This is a genomic window from bacterium (assembly GCA_035370465.1).
Classification (GTDB): domain Bacteria; phylum Ratteibacteria; class UBA8468; order B48-G9; family JAFGKM01; genus JAGGVW01.
On the sequence record DAOOVW010000001.1, the window covers coordinates 58,342 to 77,000 of the forward strand.

Genomic DNA, 18,659 nt, shown 5'->3' on the forward strand with positions numbered 1-18,659 from the left:
CAAAACAAAAAAAGTTAGAGGAAAGGGAAAAACAACAAAAGGAAATAGAACAAAAACAACAATTAAAAAAACAGACACTTCTATCTTTAATAAATAAAATAAAAAGTGAAAATGAAAGAAAATCTCTTGTTATCAAAGCAGAAAAGGTAGAAAACAGAAAGAAGAAAATATTACTTAAAAAACAAAAATTAGAAGAAAAACAGAAAAAAAGAGAAGAGATAGAGAAACAAAAACAGATTATACAACAAAAGAAAGAAGAAAGAGAAAAGAAACTGCAGGAAAAAGAAATTGCAAAACAAAAAAAGTTAGAGGAAAGGGAAAAACAACAAAAGGAAATAGAACAAAAGAAACAACAATTACAATTACTTAAACAACAGAGAGAACAACAAATAAAAACACAGAGAGAAGAAAAAGAAAAAATAAAACAGGAAAAGGAAGAAGAAAGAAGAAAAAAAATAGAAATTGAAAAGAGAAAAAACGAAAGAAGAAAAATCTTAATTGCCCTTACTCCTATTATAAATAAAGCAACTGCAATTGATAAAGAAACCAAAAAACAATTAAATCTGATACAGCAGAAAATATCAAAACTTACAAAAAAGGTTGAAATTCAAAAGAAAAAAATACCGGAGAAAAGTAAAATTGTACCTGTTGAAAAAGGGAAAATTGTAAAAAAGACAGTTAAAAAAGAAATTCAACCTGTTATTTATAAAGAGCCATTTAATTTGGGGGATTTCCTTAGAAAAAATGCTTTTAAATTTATTTTCTTACTTCTTCTTATTGCATGGTTTATTGAGTTGTTTTTATTTACTTCTCGTCTAAAATCACCAGAGTCACGTTTAGAAATGATTGTAGGAAAAACAATTGAAGAAAAAAGAGAGCAAATCCAAAAGAAGAGCCCTGAAACAATATCAACCGAAAATTTTGTAGTGAAAAAAGAGGAAATTAATATTGAAGGAGAAAGAGACCCTTTTTCTCCTGGAAAACTTACAATGGCAGTTATGAAAAAACTTCAGCCAACAAATATAGTACTTACAAAAGAACCAGAAGTTATAACAATTGTGAAAAAACCAAAAGTTGTAAGTATATTAAAAGAACCGACTTTAATGCAGTCAGAACAGGTATCTTCTATTGTAAAACCAACTAAACCTTCTTCTGTTTCTTCATCAAAAGAAGAACTTTCTACTATTGAGAAAATAACAAAACCATCAATTTCTCCTATTATAATTCAGAAGGAAAAATGTCCTCTAACTTATAGAGGTAGAATGCTTTTTAATGGTGTAGAATATTTCTTTATTGAAGGAGAAAAAAGAACATATAGAGTGACAATTGGAGATATAGTTGAGGGCTTTAAAATTCTAAAAAAGGAAGAGGATAAACTATTTCTTTCAAAAAATGGTGAGATATATGAAATTAATGTTTTTTAACTTGACTTTTTTTTAAAAAAATTTAAAATGTAGGAGGAAAAATGAAAAAAATAATTAAAATCGGAATTTGCATAATTTTTATAATTACTTCGTTTTCATATGCAGAAGTTGATAAAAAACAATTAGAGGAAAAATACAGGAAGGGAATTTCATTTTATTATGACAAAGATTATGCACAGGCACTTGTAATTTTTAAAGAAATTCAGGGAGAAGACCCTACTTATAGAGCATCTCAAATTAAAAGGTATATAACAAGGGCACAAACTGAACTTGGAAAATTGGGAGTAAAGGAAAAGTTTGTTGCTGGGGAATCAGAAATAAAAGAAGTTAAAATAAAAAAAGAAGGAGAACTTGAAGCTCTATCAGCGGCGGCACAAAAAACACTTCTTGACACATACCAGTTTTTTTCAGAAGAAAAGAAAAAGTATAATGTATCTGACTTTGATATGACAGGTCCTGAAAGTACATTGAAATTGGCAAAAGAAGCATATGATAATAAAGAATATACAGAAGCAATACGACTTGCCAACAAAAGCAGATTAGAATTAGAAAATATAGTACAGAAAAAAGTTGAAGAAAAAAAAGTTGTTTCATTGGGAGAAATAGGAGAAACGCCTGTAACATTAAATTTAACAAATGCAGACCTTGAACAGACACTAAAACTTATTTATGACCTGACTGGGGCAAATATAATTTTAAGCAAAGGTATAAGTGGAAGAGTTACAATAAATGTTAAAGACCTGCCGTTGAAAAAAGTCCTGAACTTAATCTGTGAGGCAAATCAATTAAAATATTTAGAAGAAGATGGAATTATTAAAATTATGACTCAAGAAGAATTTAATAAAAGTGCTGAAGTTATAAAACAGCAGAATAGAAGAGTTTTTAAAATACTTTATGGAGATGCAAGTTCTATTGCAAAATCAATCAGAGATACATATAAAATAGATAGAGTTATTGCAGACCCAAGAACAAATTCAATACTCTTAGATATAGATGACCCGATACAATTGGCAAGAATTCAGGAAACAATTTCAATGCTTGATGCTCCTATTTCGCAGGTCCTAATTGAGGCAAAAATTATTGAAATAAGGACTTCTACTGATAATATGTTGTCTATTGACTGGCTTGTATCTTCTCGTTTAGTGGATGAACTTAATGCCACTTTAACAGGACCAAAATTTGGAGATAATCCTGCTTTTACTCCTGGGGCTTCAAGTACACTACCAGGTGGATTTTCTTTTGGATTAACAAATGCAGATGTTAATACTTTAATTAGTACTCTTGCAACCCATGGAGATGTAAAACTTATTCAGGCACCAAAAATTACATGTCTAAATGGAACAAATGCTATAATAAGTGTTATACAGAATTATCCATACATTATACCTGAATATTCTGAAACATATAATGAGCAGGGTACTAGAACTGGAACAAGACAAACGGTTACTGTTTATGAAGAAACTGTTGGGACAGAGTTTGAAGTTACTCCAATAATTCAAACAGACAGAAGTGTATTTTTAAATTTAAATATTTATGATTCACGACTTGTTGAAATTAGAAAATTAACTGCAATTGCTGCTGGACAAAGGTATGAAACAGAACAACCAATTGTTTCTTCAAGAGAAACAAATCAAAGTGTAACACTTTATGATGGACAAACACTTGTAATAGGTGGATTAATTCAAAGTGCAGAAGAGAAAAACGAATCAGGAATTCCTTTTTTAAGAAGAATCCCTGTATTAGGATATTTATTTAAAAAGCCCAAATATACCAATACTAAGAGTGAACTTCTTATATTCCTGACTCCTCATGTAATAACAACATTTAAAGAAGTAGAAGCAGTAACAGGACCAGATATTAAAAAAGGTGAAAAAGAAATTGAACCTGGACTATTAAAACATTTTTAATGACTTGACAATTTCTCTAAAAATAGGTATAAATATAACGAAAATGGGAGGTGATAAAATGAAAAATAAAATTAGTTTACTCCTGATATTATCTTTTTTAGGATTTATGATTTTACCATCTTTTTCACAAACATCAAGTTCAAAAAGTTCTTCATCAAGAACAACAAGAAAGGATTTTCGTGGAGATACAGATGATAAAAATGAAGAAAGACAGGGATACATAAGAGATTTCGTTGTGGCAGTTATAGGAACTAAGTTAAGACATCCTGACCCGCAAATAAGAATGCAAGCATTACAATCAATCCTTACAGGTATTCTCTCAGGAGAAGGAGAAGGCGGAGGAGATGAAAATGAGGGATTAAAAAGCTATTTTAGTATTGGTACTGAAAATAGTAGTGGAGATACGGGAGATTATGTAGGAGCAGGTGCTGCTGCTTTTATTCCAGATATTTATTCTTTATTAAAAGACCCTGACCCTGAAATTAGAGATGTTGCAGGTGTTGGATTGGATGCATTATTTGGTTCAGATGTAACTTTATTAAGATTTATGGATGACCCTGACCCTGTTGTAAGAAAATATGCAACAAAAATCTATATCAAAAAAGCATTGGTAGCAAGTCAGGATGATGATAATAACAATGATAATGAAAATAAAACAGGCGACCTTGCAGAACTTTTAGCATTAAGAACTTTGCTTGTTCGTCTAAAATATGAAACAGATGAGGGAGTGAGAAAAACAATAGAAGATAGTATTGAATATTACTTAACATCAGAAACAGGTAGAGATAGAGGCGATGAAAGAGGATATGTAAGGGGAGTTGATTCTTCAATTATAAAGTATCTTGGTGACTCTAATCCTGAAATAAGAAAAAATGCAGCAAAAATAATTGGTGAGTTGGAATACAATCCCAGTATTCTAAATATCCTCATGGAAGCATTAAGGAAAGAAAATAACTCAGAGGTAAAAGAAGAAATACAAGCATCAATAGAAAAATTGACAGCTAATCTAAGTCAAGTACAGAAAAAAGAACTAAGATAGAAGGTAATAAATCATAAATAATGAAAAAAATCTTCCTTTTGTTTATTTTTATTTTAAGTTCATTTTTTGTTTGTGCTGATAATTTTGTCTTAAATTTTAATAATGTAGATATTCAGGCATTTATTAAATTTGTAGGTGAATTTGTCCAAGAAAATTACGTTATAGACCCAACTGTAAAAGGAAATGTAACAATTTATTCCAACAAACCAGTTCCAGTTGACCAGATAGACCAGATTTTTAAAACTGTCCTTTCTCTTTATGGTTTTACAGTTATAAAAAAAGGAGATATCTCATTTATTATCCCTGTTTCTGAAGGTAAAGCAAGAACTGGAATAATAAATATAGGAGAAGTACCAGATGATAAAATGGGTGATTATATAATTCAGATAATCCCATTAGAGTATTATCCTGCACAAACAATTTCACAAATTTTAAATCCTTATATTTCAAAAGGAGGACAAATTACAGTTGATACCAGAACAAATAGTTTGATAGTTTCTGATTATGGAGAAAATGTAAAAAAAATATTTGAAATCGTTAAAAAAATTGATACTCCTGCTCCAAAAGGCAAAGAGGAATTTAGAATATATCGACTTGAAAATGCTGATAGTGAAGAAATAGCAAAAATTTTAACACAAATATTATCACAAAAAACAAGAGTTGTAACAAGGGTACAAACAGCAGAAGTTCCTATTCAGCCATCAGTTGTATCCGCAAAATCAACAAATTCTTTAATTGTTCATGCAGAACCAGAAGATTTTGATGAAATTGAAAAAATAATAAAGTCCCTTGATGTTTTGACAAATCAGGTTTTAATTGAAGCACTAATTGCAGAAGTTACTTATGATAAAGCACAGGATATCGGAGTAGAATGGGTAGCACCAGAAGCATTTGAAGTTGATAAATATGGAATAGCAGTAGAAGGAAATGTTGGAACACTTCAAAATATTGAAACAGGAGGACTTTCAATAGGTATTTACAAAGGAAGTTATGGGTATCCATTAAATATTGGAGCACTTATACGCCTTTACGGAAAAGATAGTCATTTTAATATACTTTCAGCTCCACAAATTATGACAACAGATAATCAAGAAGCAACAATAAATATAAGTGAGAATATTCCTTATCTTAAAGAAACAAGATTCGTTGAATCAACAAGTGGAAGTACAGGAGATACTATAAAAAGTTATGATTATAAAGATGTTGGAATTACATTAAAAATAACTCCACAAATAAGTCAAAATAAATATGTCAAGTTAAAAATTTCTCAGGAAGTAACAAAACTTATTGAAGGAGGAACACCAGAAGCACCAGCAACAGCAAAAAGGTCAGCTGATACAACTTTGATTGTTGCTAATAATAAAACAGTTGTGCTTGGTGGACTAATAAGAAATGATACAGAAAATTCTGTTATTAAAACACCATTTTTGGGAGATATTCCATTATTAGGAAAGTTATTTAGAAAAGAATCTGAAAAAAGTACTAAAACAAATCTTTTAATTTTTATAACACCTCGTATAATTAGTTCTTTTGAAGAAGCAGAAGCAATAAAACAGGAAAAAGAAAAAATTTTCCCAAAAGGACCTGATAATAAAAATGGAAAAAATTGAAAATTTAGAAGAAAAAATTGAGCCAGAAGTTTTAAATCTTTTCCCATATACTTTTTTAAAGAAAAATTGTTTTTTACCTTTAAATGGAGAAAATGGAGAAATTATTATTGTTACAGATAACCTTTTAAAAATTGATATAGAAGAAATAAAAAATATTGTAAAAAAGGAAATATCAGTAGTTATTATGCCTACTGAAAAAATAGAAGAATGTATTGAAAAATTTTATTATCATCCAACATCTTCAAAAAGAGTTATAGATGATTTAAAAGAAGAAGAGGACATAACAGAGTTAAAAGATGAAGATATATCCGGGACAACAAATTTACTTGACCTTGCAAATAAGGCACCTGTAATAAGAATAGTAAATCAAATAATATATAGAGCAATTTCAACAAGAGCAAGTGATATACATATTCAGGCAACAGAATCAGAAGTAAAAATAAGATACAGAATTGATGGTGTTCTTCATGATATTTTTGTTTTGCCAAAAAAATTTCATCCTGCTATTATCTCAAGAATAAAAATAATTTCAAATCTTGATATAGCAGAGAAAAGAATCCCACAGGATGGAAGAACATCAATAAAAGTTGATAGTAAAAAAATTGATATAAGAATTTCAATAATACCGACTTTTTTTGGAGAATCAGCAGTTCTTCGTCTACTTGATAGGAATAGTTATCTTTTTACTCTTGAACAATTGGGATTTTCAGAAGAAAATTATAAAAAATTTAACCGTTTAATTTATTGTGACCATGGAATTATTTTATTAACAGGCCCAACAGGCAGTGGAAAAACAACAACATTATATGGAGCACTTTCAAAAATAAATAATCCTGGAATTAACATAATTACCTTGGAAGACCCTGTAGAATACAATTTAGAAGGAATAAACCAGATACATGTGAACCCAAAGGTTGGACTTACATTTGCTAATGGGCTACGAGCAATTTTAAGACATGACCCAAATATTATAATGGTCGGAGAGATAAGAGATGTTGAAACAGCCGAAATGGCAATTCAAGCATCTTTAACAGGACACTTAGTTTTCAGTACTCTTCATACAAATGATTCTGCAAGTGCCATTGTCCGGCTTATTGATATGGGAATAGAACCATATTTAATTGCATCTTCTTTAATAGGAGTTATGGCTCAACGACTTGTTAGAGTTAATTGTCCACATTGCAGTCAATCAATTACTCCCTCTTTAGAACTCCTGAAAGAAATTTCTTTAGGAGAACAAGACTTAAAAGAGGGTAATTTTAAAGAAGGAAAGGGATGTAAAAAATGTTATAATGAAGGATATTATGGTAGAACTGCAATATTTGAACTTCTTGCAATTGATGATACCATAAGAAATTTTATACTTGAAAGAGATTCTTCACAGAAAATAAAAAATTATTCAATTAAAAAGGGAATGAAAACATTGAGAATGGATGGAGCAGAAAAAGTAAAACAGGGAATAACAACTATCTCAGAAGTTCTAAGAGTCACCCAGGAGTTCTGATGGAAAACTTTCAATACATTGCACTTGATAAAAAAGGTAAGACAATTAGTGGTAAAATTGAGGGTAATGATGTTGACGATATAAAGAGAAACTTAAAAGAAAAAGGGCTTTATGTTATAAAAGTAGAGAAATTAAAGGAAAAATTTCCTTTTTTAAAAAAGATAAGTGAAGAAGAACTAATAATATCAATAAGAGAACTTGCAACTTTTATAAATTCAGGACTTCAGATAGATGAGGCATTAACAGGTCTTATTTCTCAAATGAAAGAAGGTAATTTAAAAAATATCTATAAGGAAATTCAAAAAAATATAAGAGAGGGACAGAGTTTATCAATGTCTTTGAAAAAATATCCCTTTATTTTTTCTGATACAATTATTTCTATGGTAAAAGCAGGAGAAGAAACTGGAACACTTGATATTGTTTTAACTAAAATATCTGAATTTCTTGAAAAAAACCATAGATTTAAAACAAAAATAATGAGTATAATGTCTTATCCAATTTTAATGCTTTCTGTTGCATCTGTTGTTGTAATTTTTATCCTTTCTTTTGTAATACCAACAATCACAAAAGTATTTTCTCAAATTTCTATGGAATTACCAATAATGACATCTATTCTTATAAATATAAGTTCATTTCTTAAAAAATGGTGGTATTTTGTTTTTGCTGGAATTGCTTTAACTCTTTGGGGAATAAATGTTTTTTTAAAAACCAGTCGTGGAATTAAATTTTCTGATAATTTAAAACTTAAAACCCCTTTTTTTAAAGATATTTATATAAAAAAAGAGATTGTAAATTTTTCAAGAACAATAGCAACTTTAATTAAAGGAGGAGTTGACATAGTAGACGGACTGGTAATAAGTAGAAATGTTCTTACAAGTCCTTCAATAAAAAATGAACTTAATAACATAATTGAACTTGTTACAAAAGGTGGAACTTTATCAAATGCTTTTAGTAATTCTTCTTATTTCCCTTATCTTGTAACTCAACTTGTAAATGCAGGGGAGAAAAGTGGAAATTTATCAGAAATGTTTGATAAAATTGCTGATATATATGAAGAAGAAATAAATCAAAAATCAACTAAATTTGTAAATTTACTTGAACCAGGTATGATTGTTTTTATGGGAATTATTGTTGGTTTTATTGTGCTTGCAGTTTTACTCCCAATTTTTCAGATAAGTCAATCAATAAAATAGTTAATCAGTTAACGATTGAAAAATAACAAGTAGCAAGATAAAAATAAAATCCCCCCATTCCCCCCTTTTTAAAGGGGGGCAGAGAGGGGATTTCTCTTTACTCTATACTTGTTGCTACTCACTACTTAAATATAAACGGGATTGAGTAAATATTTACGGTAGGATAAAATGAATAACATTAGAAAGAGCGGATTTACATTTATTGAACTTATGGTAGTAGTAGTAATTCTCGGAATTCTTGCTATGAGTGTTATGCCAAGATTTTTTGAAAGAATTGATGAAGCAAAAATAACAGCAGCAAAAGTTCAAATTCAAAATTTTGAAAGTGGATTAAAACTTTTTTATTTAGATAATAGTTTCTATCCTGGAACTGAACAGGGTTTAGAGGCATTGATTGAAAAACCCACAACAGGAAAAGTTCCACAACAATGGAGAGAAGGTGGGTATTTAGAAAAGAAAGTTATACCAAAAGACCCATGGGGCAATCCTTATGTTTATTTAAGTCCTGGGAGAAATGGTGAGGACTATGAAATTATTTCTTATGGAAGAGACGGAAAAGAAGGAGGAGAGGGACCAGATGCAGATATTTCAAGTTCGCAACTTTAAAAATGGATTTACAGTTATTGAATTGTTTGTTGTTATTTTAATAATATCCTTTTTTTTTCAATAATTTTTCCTGTAATTAAAAAATTCACAATTCCAAAATATCCAGAAGGAGTGGAAGAAATTTCTAACTTTATATCTAATATTAAAAAAGAATCTATAAAAAATCAACAGATACTTTATTTTTGTATTGATATTGATATAAATGAATTCTGGATAGAGCAGGAAAAAAAAGAAAAAAATAAAGAAGAAGAAATAGGTGAGGAAGAAGAGATAGAAAAATATCAGACATCTTTTGACTTTATATTATGCAAAAATACTGATGAAGAAAAAGGTAATGGAATTATGAAATTTAAAATTTTTCCTGATGGATACGTACAACCTGGTTTTATATACATAAATGACCCTGAAACAAATATAATTTGGACAATTTTTATAAATCCATATCTTAATATTCCTGAAATTTATGAAGGGGAGGTAACATTTGAAGAATATCAATAAAAATGGTTTTACTCTACTTGAATGTATAATTGCAATAGGAATTTTTGGAATTATTGCAGTTGTTTGTTTTGAAATGTATTTTATGGAAATAAAAAAAGTAAAAATATTAAGTGAAAAACAAGTTTTATTACAACTTGCTCAATCAAAAGCAGAACAATTACTAATAGAAAATGAAGAAATAAAAGAAGAGAACGGAGAATTTGAATCACCTTTTTCAGATTATACATGGGAAATTAAATTATCCGATATAAGTTATTCAGATACAGAAAATGATTTTGAAATCACTCCATATATTTTGATAGTTAAATACCAAAATAATTTTATTTCCTATTTCATACCATTTGCAAAAGAAAAGAAAGAAAATGAAAAATAATGGTTTTACTCTAATTGAAATTTTAATTTCAACAGTCATAATTTTTATTACTGTTTCTTTAATTTACCTCACATACTATAATCTTGAAAAAGAAACTCTTGTTATTGAAGAAAAACTTGAAGCAATTGAAATTAAATTTAATTTTCTCACATCATTAAAAGAACAACTTAAATCAGCAATAGAAAAAAAAGATACCTTCCAGTTTTCTTCTGATTCAATATTATTTGAAGCAACAAGTAATTACTCACCATATACTTTTCAATATAAATTTTATACATACCAGACAGATAAGGGTTTTGACCTTATTGAAGAAAGAACTAATTTGTTCACGCAGAAAAAAATAATAATACCAATAGCAAAAAATTATTATTCTTTTAATTTTGAGTTTTATGATGGAAACAATTATTTTGATAATTGGGATAAAGAAAAAATGCCAGTTGGAATCAGAATAAAAATATCGGAAGGAGAAAATGAAGAATTTTACTATTATATTAAATTACCTACAAAAGATGAAAAAAAAGAATAAAGAAGGCATAATTCTTATTTATGTTTTGGGATTTACGCTTGCAATAACTACTTTACTTTTAGTCGTTCATTATAAAGTTGAGCAATTTATGGATGAATTTACAAACAATACAGAATTTATCCAAATGGAAAATTTAGCGGAAGTAGGATATTCTATTGGGACAAATTTACTTGAAAGTGACCAAAATTCTTATGATTGGTATGGAGAAAGTTGGAGAAAAGATATAGAAATTGATACAGAAAAATATAAAATAAAGGTAAAAATTACTGATGAAGATGGAAAAATAAATATAAACAAAGTAATTGGAGAAAAAGGGGAAATCAATACATTGCTTTTACAAATTCTGAAAAGTGTTTTCACTATTTCTGGATATTCTGATTCAATGGTTGATTGCCTACTTGATTGGATAGACGAGGATGAATTACCAAGAAGTTCCGGGGCAGAATCAACATTTTATAAAATGAGTGGATATCCATATGTTCCTCCTAATAGAACTTTATATTCAATAGAAGAAATAACTCTTATAAAGGATTTTAATAAAGAAATAATATATGGCAAGTCAAAAGAACAAAATGAAGAAGATAAAGAAACAAATAATGAAGAAGAAATGAAAAAAGGACTTATAAATTTTATTTCAACCATTTCTGATGATAAAATAAATGTAAATACATGCGAATGGGAAATATTAAATAGTATGGGATATACTGAGGTAAATATAGACCAGATAATGGACCAAAGAGATAGGGGACCATTAAGTGAAAATTACCTATTAGAAATCAATAGGGAAGTGACTCTGAATAATAAAAGGGTTATTAAATATAAAAGTTCTAATTTTTCAATGAATGTTTCAGTTGAAAATATAGAAAATAAAAAAATAAGAAACTTTAAATTTTTTGTTTTTAGAGATGAAAAAAGAGGTATGAAACTTATAAGAAAAGAAAAAATATGGGAAAATTAAATATCTATATAAGAGATAACAATTCAACATATTATTACAAAAATAAAGAAGAAAAAAGGGAGTTTATAGAAGAGGTAAATATTAAAAATATTATAGAAAAAGAAAAAAACAATTATATTAATTTTATTCTTTCCAAACCAGATGTTATATTTAGAAATTTTTCTTTTGAATTTTCTGATATTAAAAAGATAAAAATGGTTTTACCTTCTGAATTAGAAGAAAGTTTATCAGAAAAAATTGATAATTTCCTTTTTAATTATAGATTTTTTAAACAAGGGAAAAAAACACTTGTAAATGTAACAGGAGTAAAAAAAGAATTTTATAATAATTTAATTTCTTTAATTAAAAATAAACAAAAGGTATCTTTTTTTACTGATGTAGAAATTCTTTTCTATTCTCTTAAAAATTTTATAAAAGATGAAAATTATATTGAGATTTACATTGATAAATTTTATATACTTATAAATGTAGTTGAAAATAGAGTCATTTCTTCTTCTATTTCTTATATTTTTGAAAACACAAGTTCAGAAAAAATAATTTCTGTTGTAGGTAATACATTAAAAGAAAAAGCAGAAAAAATTTATATAACTGGCGAGGAAAAAGAAATAGAAAATTTCGCAAACAAAACAGGTCTAAAAATTAATAAAGTAGGTATTCTTAAACAATACCAGGAATTTTATTTTACAGAAATAATAAACTACAAAAGTATTCCCACTTTAAACTTTAGTTCATCAGAAATTAAAATAATTACTCTTACTCCGTTTTTAATACCATTTTTAATTTTTATCTTACTTTTAATTATTCCTTTAACTTTATTCAATAATTTGAAACAAAAACAGAATGAATTAAATCAAATTGAAGAAAAAATGATTAATGAATTCAGAAAAACATTTCCTGATGTTAAAAAGGTAGTGGACCCAGTTATACAGACAAAGGAAAAATTAAATGAAACAGGTAAAACATCTTTTTCTTTCCAATATTCTTCAATATTACAATTACTAATAGAAGTTACAAAAATATTTCCAGAAAATGTAAGAATTGAAATTGACCAATTATCTTATTTAAAAAATGTTCTAACTATCTCTGGTTTTATTGACAATTTAAATAATTTAGAAAAAGTCAAAAAAGAAATAAACAAATCATCCTATTTTGAGTCGTATGAAATTGGCACCATATCTTTTGATAAAAATAACAGAATAAATTTTAGTTTAACCTTAAAAGTAAAAAAATGAATAAAAAACTAATAACTTTAATAGTAATTGCTCTTTTTGTTTTTGAATATCAATTTATAATAACACCGCTTAATAAAAAAATCAGATCAACAGCAAATCTTATAAATAAGAAAAAAAATGATTATGAGACTCTAAAAAATCTTATTGAAGAATATAATGAAAAAAATAGAAATAAGTCAATTGAAAATGCAAAAATTGTCAATAAAAATTTTTCGCTTTTTTCTTTTGTGGGTAAAATTATTGAAGAAAATGCTCTTGTATCAAATATCAAAAGTATAAACCCATTACCTGTTGAAAAAAAAGACAATTTTGAGATTGAAAAAATAAAACTTAATATTGATAATATACCGCTTGAAAAACTCTTAAAATTTTTAGCAAATATAGAAGAATCAAATTTTCCTGTTTACATATCAGAATTTTCTATGGTAAGGAATAAAACTAATCCTTCTCTGCTTATAGTCAATATGGAAATAATTGTTATAAAAAATGGCTGAAATTTATTTGATAGATGGGAGTAATATTCTTTATAGGTCTTATTATGCTATTGGAAAACTTGAGACATCTACGGGATTACAAACAAATGCAATTTTAGGTTTCTTTAATACATTATTTAAACTTCTCAAAAAACACAAAATAGAGTATATAGGTATATTTTTTGATATGAGAAAACCAACCATAAGACATATAAAATTCCATGATTATAAAATTAAAAGAAAACCAATGCCTGATGAATTAGAATTTCAAATCCCAATAATAAAAGAAATACTCAATTGTCTTGGAATGAAATATTTTGAAAAAGAGGGGTATGAGGCAGATGATATAATTGCAACTTTTACAGAGAAATTTAAAAAAGACCACAAAATTCTAATAGTTACCGGGGACAAAGATATACTGCAACTTATTGAAGAAAATGTAAATATAATAAGTCCTGTTAATGAAGAAATAAAAGATATTAATTATATCAAAAAAAATTTTAATTTTGCTCCTGAAAAAATTATTGATTTTCTCGCTCTTGCAGGTGATACTTCTGACAATATTCCCGGTATTCCCGGTATAGGTGAGAAAATAGCACTTAAATTGCTTTTACAATTTTCATCTTTAGAAGATATATACGACAACATTGAAAAAATTGAGCCAGAATCTCTCAGGGAAAAAATAATAAAAAATAAAGAAATGGCTTTTCTGTCAAAAGAACTTGTAACACTTCATAAAGATATTGATATTAAAGTCAATCTTGATGATTTAAAAGTCATTTCTCCTGATATAAATAAATTAGAAGAAATATTCACATCTCTTGAATTTAAAAAGTTAAAAGAAAAACTTTACCAAATTTTCCCTGAAATAAAAGAAAATAATCCAAAAGAAATAATCGCTTTTTCAAATGGCATAACCTTTGAATTTAATAACTTACTTGAAAATATTGAAAATTATAGAGATATTTTTGAAAATGAAAACATTGAATTATATGGCTTTGACTTAAAGGAGAAATTGAAAGTTATTCATCGCAAAGAAATTGATGTAAAAAATAAATTATTTGATATTTCTCTTGCTGAATATTTAACAGGAAAAACCATAAAAGAACAGGATATTTTTAAAAAAGTAGAAAAATATAAAAAATTTATAAAACAGATGAAAATGGAAAAATTATATTATGAGATTGAAATTCCATTAATCAATGTTCTTATATGGATAGAAAAAAATGGTATTAAAGTAGATAAAGAATATTTTGAGTCCTTATCAAAACAACTTGAAGAAAAAATTTTAAATCTTGAAAATCAAATTTATACCCAAGCAGGTGAAGTTTTTAATATAAATTCACCCCAGCAATTATCTAAAATTCTATTTGAAAAACTTAAACTTCCAGCAAAGAAGAAACTTAAAACAACTTATTCAACAGACACAATTGTATTAAATGAGTTAGCAGCCCTTCATCCATTACCAAATTTACTTATTCAATATAGAGAACTCTTAAAATTAAAATCAACATATGTTGATGGACTACTTTCCTTTGTAAAAAACAGCAGGATTTATCCAACATTTAACCAATTATCCACTGCAACAGGAAGATTAAGTTGTAGCAATCCAAATCTGCAAAATATTCCTGTAAGAACTGAAATAGGAAGCAAAATAAGAAAGGGATTTATTTCAGAAGATAATTCTTTTCTTCTTTCTTTTGACTATAATCAAATAGAATTGAGAATTCTTGCTCATTTTTCAAAAGATAACTATCTCATTGAGGCATTTAATCAGGGAAAAGATATTCATCAAGAAACAGGTAAATTCCTTTTTCCTGAAAACTATCTTTTCTCACCTAACATAAATAATTTATCAAAAGAGCAAATAAGGCGAATAGCCAAAACAATAAATTTTGGAATAATTTATGGTATAAGTCCTTATGGACTTTCTCATCAACTTAATATCTCTGTGCAGGAAGCAAAATTTTTAATAGATAGTTATTTTGAAAAATTCAGAGGGGTTAAAAATTATATTGAAAAAACAATAAAAGATATTGAGGAAAATGGATATGTTGAAACATTTTTTGGAAGGAGACGATACATTCCTGAAATAAAAAGTCCAAATAAAAATTTACAGGAATTCGCGAAAAGAGCAGCAATAAATATGCCAATTCAAGGAACATCTGCTGATATAATAAAACTTGCAATGGTAAAAATCTATAATAAATTTAAAAAAAATAATTTACAGAGCAAAATAGTTCTTCAAATTCATGATGAACTTATTTTAGAAGTTAAAGAAAATGAATTAGAAATAATTTACAGGATAGTAAAAGATATAATGGAAAATTGTGTAACTCTTCAGGTACCAATAAAAGTTGATGTAAAAAAAGGGAAAAACTACCTTGAAATGGAGACAATTAATATAACTTTAAGATAACAAATTTTTAATTTGACAGAAAAAAAGGAAATGGTTTAATTATGTTGTATTTTGTTATCTTTTTCTGAATTTTAATTGTAAATATAAAATAAAGCAGAAAAAAATTATGAAAAAAGTAAGATATCATTTGCGATTTCAAGTAATACCAGATAATAAAGTAGAAGAAAATGCAGAAAAACTCGCAGATTTTTGTTTAAAACATAAAATAGAAGAAGTTGTGCTTTTTCTTGCGGCTGAAGAGTGGAATAATGGGTTATTATCAAAGAAAGAAGAAGATTTATGGTTTGATACAATTAGTAAAGCAAAAAAAACTCTTGAAGATAAAGGAATTACTGTAAGTTTAAATCCATGGATGACAGTTTTACATTTAGATAGAGGCAGAACTTTCCCTTATGACCGTAAATTTAAACCAATGGTATCTCCTTTTGGAGAACAAAGTAAAGCATGTGCTTCTTTTGCAGATAAAAACTGGCAAAAATATATACAAAATCTTTATGGAAGATTTGCAAAATTATACTTTAGAGTTATATGGATAGAGGACGACTTCAGATATCATAATCATAGCCCTCTTACTTGGGGTGGTGGATTTGAGAAGGATATATGTAATAGATTTTCTAAAAAAATAGGCAGAAAGGCAAAAAGAAAGGAGATACTTGAAAAAATTTTACAACAAGGTCCACCACATCCCTGGCGTAGTAAATGGTTAGAGGTCTGGCGAGAAATACAACTTGAAGTAGCATCAGGAATAAAAGAAGCAGTAAGAAAAAATACTAAAGGAAAAACAAAAATTGGTCTTATGAGTTCCCACCCTTCTGTTCATAGTATTGAGGGAAGAAGATGGAAATCTCTTTTTGAAGCCCTTTCTATAGAAAAAAATATTGCCCATAGACCACATTTTGCCTTTTATTCAGAAGTACCTGGTAGAGATAAAATTTACTCTATAATGATGCTTGATATTCAAAGAAAGTTTAGACCTTCTTTTTGTGAAGTTGCTCCAGAGATAGAGAATTTTCCATTTACTGTTTGGAGCAAGTCAGATACCTCTACATGGTCAGATATGGCTTTTTCTCTATTTTTTGGTTCGGATGCATTATTACTTGACCTTTTCCCGATGACAGGTAATAGCATTATTGATGAAGATAAAGGAATAGGGAAATTACTTGATAGGAGTTATGATTCATTATTATGGATTAGTAATAGATTTTCTAAGGAAAATAATCTTTTAGGAGTTGGTGTACCATGGAAAGAAGATGCTTCTGAGAAAGTTCATACCACGAAGGGACTCTCTATGGAGGAATTGATAGTAGACCCTTTACCTGCATGGAGAACTCTTCTGTCATGTGGTATTCCTGCATCTGTTGAGAAACAAAATGTAAACGCAATTTTTGGTAATTCAGCGTGGATATTTGATGATAAAGAAATTTTAGAGATGCTTGAAAGCGGTCTACTTCTTGATGGTAATTCTGCAAAAATACTTTGTGAAAGAGGATTCAGTAAATATATCGGGCTGGAATATAAAAAAACTGTTGGAAGAGAAGAATCAAAATATTCCTTAGAAGTAATAATAAATGAAAATAGTGGCATAAAAAAAGGGATATATTTGAGTGTAAATCTTACAGAAAAATTTAACATTTTTGAACCTGATAGGCAAACAATTGTCTGGTCAGAAGTTATTACACCTGAAAAAGAGAAAGTTGGTGTGGGAACTACACTCTACATGAATGAAAAAGGAGGAAAAGTAGCAGTAATTGTACCAGATATTCTGAATTTTAATTTTTTCAGACAAACAATAATGCAAAATCTCATAAAATATCTATACAATATGAAAATTCCTTTTCCTATAGTATCAGGCAGTCCATATCTTTTTCCAATGTACTTTAAAGGAGAAAAAAAAGATTCATTGGTTATTTTCAATGGAGGAACTGATTCTGCTATTGTACAATTTGAAATAGATAAAAAAAAGAACACTTTTGGAGATATAACAATTCTTAAACCACTAGAAAAACCAACTGCTGGAAATTTATTAAAAAGAGGAAATACATTCTGGAAATTATCTTCAAGTATTCCATATATGTCTTTTTTTATTATGGAATTTTTTAAAAATAAGAATTATAATAATACAAATAAGGAGGAATAAAAAATGAAAGTATTGAAGGATAAAAATGTGTTGGGGATTTTTGTTTGTGGTATTATTGTTGTTTTGGTCTTGGTATTTTGCATTCTAATGACATTTAAATCAAGGGTTAATATTGCCTCGGTTGACCTATCAAAAATTATAAATGAACACCCTGCTATGGAAGAGGCAATGAAAAATTTTCAAAAAGAACTTGATAACCAGCAGAAAAAATATGATAAGTTAAAGGATGAAGAAAAAGCAAAAGAACAACAGAAAATTCAGCAAGAAATGACACAATTAGCCATACAAATGCAGCAAAATGTAGTAAAAACAGCAATTGGTGATGTGGAAAGAATAGCAAAGAAAAATGGCTATAACTATGTCATTGATAAAAATGCACTTATTGTTGGTGGAAAAGATATCACAGATGAAGTATTAAAAGAATTAAAACAAAATAAACAGGAAAAAGTACAGAATAAAGAAAATACATCTGATATGCCAGTAATTCCTGTAAATCCATAAAAATATCTTCCCTTGTGAGAATTTTTTTATACGAGAAATATTTTTCCATTTATGTCCATTATATCCAAATTTGACTTATCCTACAAAGGAAATTACAATAAAATAATGATAGAAAGAAAAATAATAGGAAAAATGTTAATAACATTTGGCGTTTTATTAGTCATTTCTGGATTATTTTTTTACAAAGGAATAAAATTCCCACTTGGAAAATTACCAGGTGATATATTAATAAAAAAAGAAAATTTTGTGTTTTATTTTC

At 27.7% G+C, this 18,659-nt stretch carries 17 protein-coding genes; all 17 read left to right on the top strand.

Features of this window, described 5'->3' with window-relative positions; all coding sequences use genetic code 11:
* A partial coding sequence (locus tag PLW95_00320) for a hypothetical protein (GenBank protein HOV21112.1) occupies positions 1 to 1,424 on the top strand: 1,424 nt, incomplete at its 5' end.
* 41 nt (positions 1,425 to 1,465) lie between these two features.
* On the top strand, positions 1,466 to 3,331 hold the full coding sequence (locus tag PLW95_00325) for a secretin N-terminal domain-containing protein (GenBank protein HOV21113.1): 1,866 nt from the start codon (positions 1,466 to 1,468) through the stop codon (positions 3,329 to 3,331).
* A 58-nt stretch (positions 3,332 to 3,389) separates the two neighbouring features.
* Complete coding sequence (locus PLW95_00330) at positions 3,390 to 4,370, top strand: HEAT repeat domain-containing protein (GenBank protein HOV21114.1); 981 nt, start codon at positions 3,390 to 3,392, stop codon at positions 4,368 to 4,370.
* A gap of 20 nt (positions 4,371 to 4,390) precedes the next feature.
* Positions 4,391 to 5,980, top strand: coding sequence for a secretin N-terminal domain-containing protein (locus tag PLW95_00335; GenBank protein HOV21115.1), 1,590 nt, complete (start codon positions 4,391 to 4,393; stop codon positions 5,978 to 5,980).
* A complete protein-coding gene (gene gspE / locus PLW95_00340) occupies positions 5,967 to 7,484 on the top strand; it encodes a type II secretion system ATPase GspE (protein ID HOV21116.1) in 1,518 nt (505 codons plus the stop codon). Before PLW95_00335 ends, gspE begins: the two co-directional genes overlap by 14 nt.
* Positions 7,484 to 8,677, top strand: coding sequence for a type II secretion system F family protein (locus PLW95_00345; protein HOV21117.1), 1,194 nt, complete (start codon positions 7,484 to 7,486; stop codon positions 8,675 to 8,677). The genes gspE and PLW95_00345 overlap by 1 nt, the downstream gene beginning before the upstream one ends.
* A 168-nt stretch (positions 8,678 to 8,845) precedes the next feature.
* Entirely contained in the window at positions 8,846 to 9,283 is a 438-nt protein-coding gene (gene gspG, locus PLW95_00350) for a type II secretion system major pseudopilin GspG (GenBank protein ID HOV21118.1), read from the top strand.
* 111 nt (positions 9,284 to 9,394) lie between these two features.
* Positions 9,395 to 9,781 carry a hypothetical protein gene (locus PLW95_00355; protein ID HOV21119.1) on the top strand — a complete coding sequence of 129 codons (387 nt, stop codon included), beginning with the start codon at positions 9,395 to 9,397 and terminating at the stop codon, positions 9,779 to 9,781.
* Positions 9,765 to 10,154: a prepilin-type N-terminal cleavage/methylation domain-containing protein gene (locus tag PLW95_00360; GenBank protein ID HOV21120.1), complete on the top strand. Its 390-nt coding sequence runs from the start codon at positions 9,765 to 9,767 to the stop codon at positions 10,152 to 10,154. Before PLW95_00355 ends, PLW95_00360 begins: the two co-directional genes overlap by 17 nt.
* A complete protein-coding gene (locus PLW95_00365; protein HOV21121.1) occupies positions 10,144 to 10,680 on the top strand; it encodes a prepilin-type N-terminal cleavage/methylation domain-containing protein in 537 nt (178 codons plus the stop codon). Before PLW95_00360 ends, PLW95_00365 begins: the two co-directional genes overlap by 11 nt.
* Positions 10,664 to 11,638: a type II secretion system protein GspK gene (locus PLW95_00370; protein ID HOV21122.1), complete on the top strand. Its 975-nt coding sequence runs from the start codon at positions 10,664 to 10,666 to the stop codon at positions 11,636 to 11,638. Before PLW95_00365 ends, PLW95_00370 begins: the two co-directional genes overlap by 17 nt.
* Positions 11,626 to 12,870, top strand: a complete 1,245-nt coding sequence (locus PLW95_00375) for a hypothetical protein (GenBank protein ID HOV21123.1) — start codon at positions 11,626 to 11,628, stop codon at positions 12,868 to 12,870. Before PLW95_00370 ends, PLW95_00375 begins: the two co-directional genes overlap by 13 nt.
* Positions 12,867 to 13,364: a hypothetical protein gene (locus tag PLW95_00380; GenBank protein ID HOV21124.1), complete on the top strand. Its 498-nt coding sequence runs from the start codon at positions 12,867 to 12,869 to the stop codon at positions 13,362 to 13,364. The genes PLW95_00375 and PLW95_00380 overlap by 4 nt, the downstream gene beginning before the upstream one ends.
* Entirely contained in the window at positions 13,357 to 15,762 is a 2,406-nt protein-coding gene (locus PLW95_00385) for a DNA polymerase I (GenBank protein ID HOV21125.1), read from the top strand. The genes PLW95_00380 and PLW95_00385 overlap by 8 nt, the downstream gene beginning before the upstream one ends.
* Positions 15,763 to 15,868: 106 nt before the next feature.
* Positions 15,869 to 17,899 carry a hypothetical protein gene (locus tag PLW95_00390; protein HOV21126.1) on the top strand — a complete coding sequence of 677 codons (2,031 nt, stop codon included), beginning with the start codon at positions 15,869 to 15,871 and terminating at the stop codon, positions 17,897 to 17,899.
* A 3-nt stretch (positions 17,900 to 17,902) separates the two neighbouring features.
* Positions 17,903 to 18,400: an OmpH family outer membrane protein gene (locus PLW95_00395; protein HOV21127.1), complete on the top strand. Its 498-nt coding sequence runs from the start codon at positions 17,903 to 17,905 to the stop codon at positions 18,398 to 18,400.
* A gap of 132 nt (positions 18,401 to 18,532) precedes the next feature.
* Positions 18,533 to 18,659: DUF2905 family protein (locus PLW95_00400; protein ID HOV21128.1), on the top strand; the 127-nt coding region annotated here is incomplete at its 3' end.

Excerpts from the sequence above, each read along its gene's own strand:
- PLW95_00325 (HOV21113.1), top strand. The coding sequence starts at position 1,466 with ATGAAAAAAATAATTAAAATCGGAATTTGCATAATTTTTATAATTACT.
- PLW95_00330 (HOV21114.1), top strand. The coding sequence starts at position 3,390 with ATGAAAAATAAAATTAGTTTACTCCTGATATTATCTTTTTTAGGATTT.
- PLW95_00335 (HOV21115.1), top strand. The coding sequence starts at position 4,391 with ATGAAAAAAATCTTCCTTTTGTTTATTTTTATTTTAAGTTCATTTTTT.
- gspE (HOV21116.1), top strand. The coding sequence starts at position 5,967 with ATGGAAAAAATTGAAAATTTAGAAGAAAAAATTGAGCCAGAAGTTTTA.
- PLW95_00345 (HOV21117.1), top strand. The coding sequence starts at position 7,484 with ATGGAAAACTTTCAATACATTGCACTTGATAAAAAAGGTAAGACAATT.
- gspG (HOV21118.1), top strand. The coding sequence starts at position 8,846 with ATGAATAACATTAGAAAGAGCGGATTTACATTTATTGAACTTATGGTA.
- PLW95_00365 (HOV21121.1), top strand. The coding sequence starts at position 10,144 with ATGAAAAATAATGGTTTTACTCTAATTGAAATTTTAATTTCAACAGTC.
- PLW95_00370 (HOV21122.1), top strand. The coding sequence starts at position 10,664 with ATGAAAAAAAAGAATAAAGAAGGCATAATTCTTATTTATGTTTTGGGA.
- PLW95_00375 (HOV21123.1), top strand. The coding sequence starts at position 11,626 with ATGGGAAAATTAAATATCTATATAAGAGATAACAATTCAACATATTAT.
- PLW95_00380 (HOV21124.1), top strand. The coding sequence starts at position 12,867 with ATGAATAAAAAACTAATAACTTTAATAGTAATTGCTCTTTTTGTTTTT.
- PLW95_00385 (HOV21125.1), top strand. The coding sequence starts at position 13,357 with ATGGCTGAAATTTATTTGATAGATGGGAGTAATATTCTTTATAGGTCT.
- PLW95_00390 (HOV21126.1), top strand. The coding sequence starts at position 15,869 with ATGAAAAAAGTAAGATATCATTTGCGATTTCAAGTAATACCAGATAAT.
- PLW95_00395 (HOV21127.1), top strand. The coding sequence starts at position 17,903 with ATGAAAGTATTGAAGGATAAAAATGTGTTGGGGATTTTTGTTTGTGGT.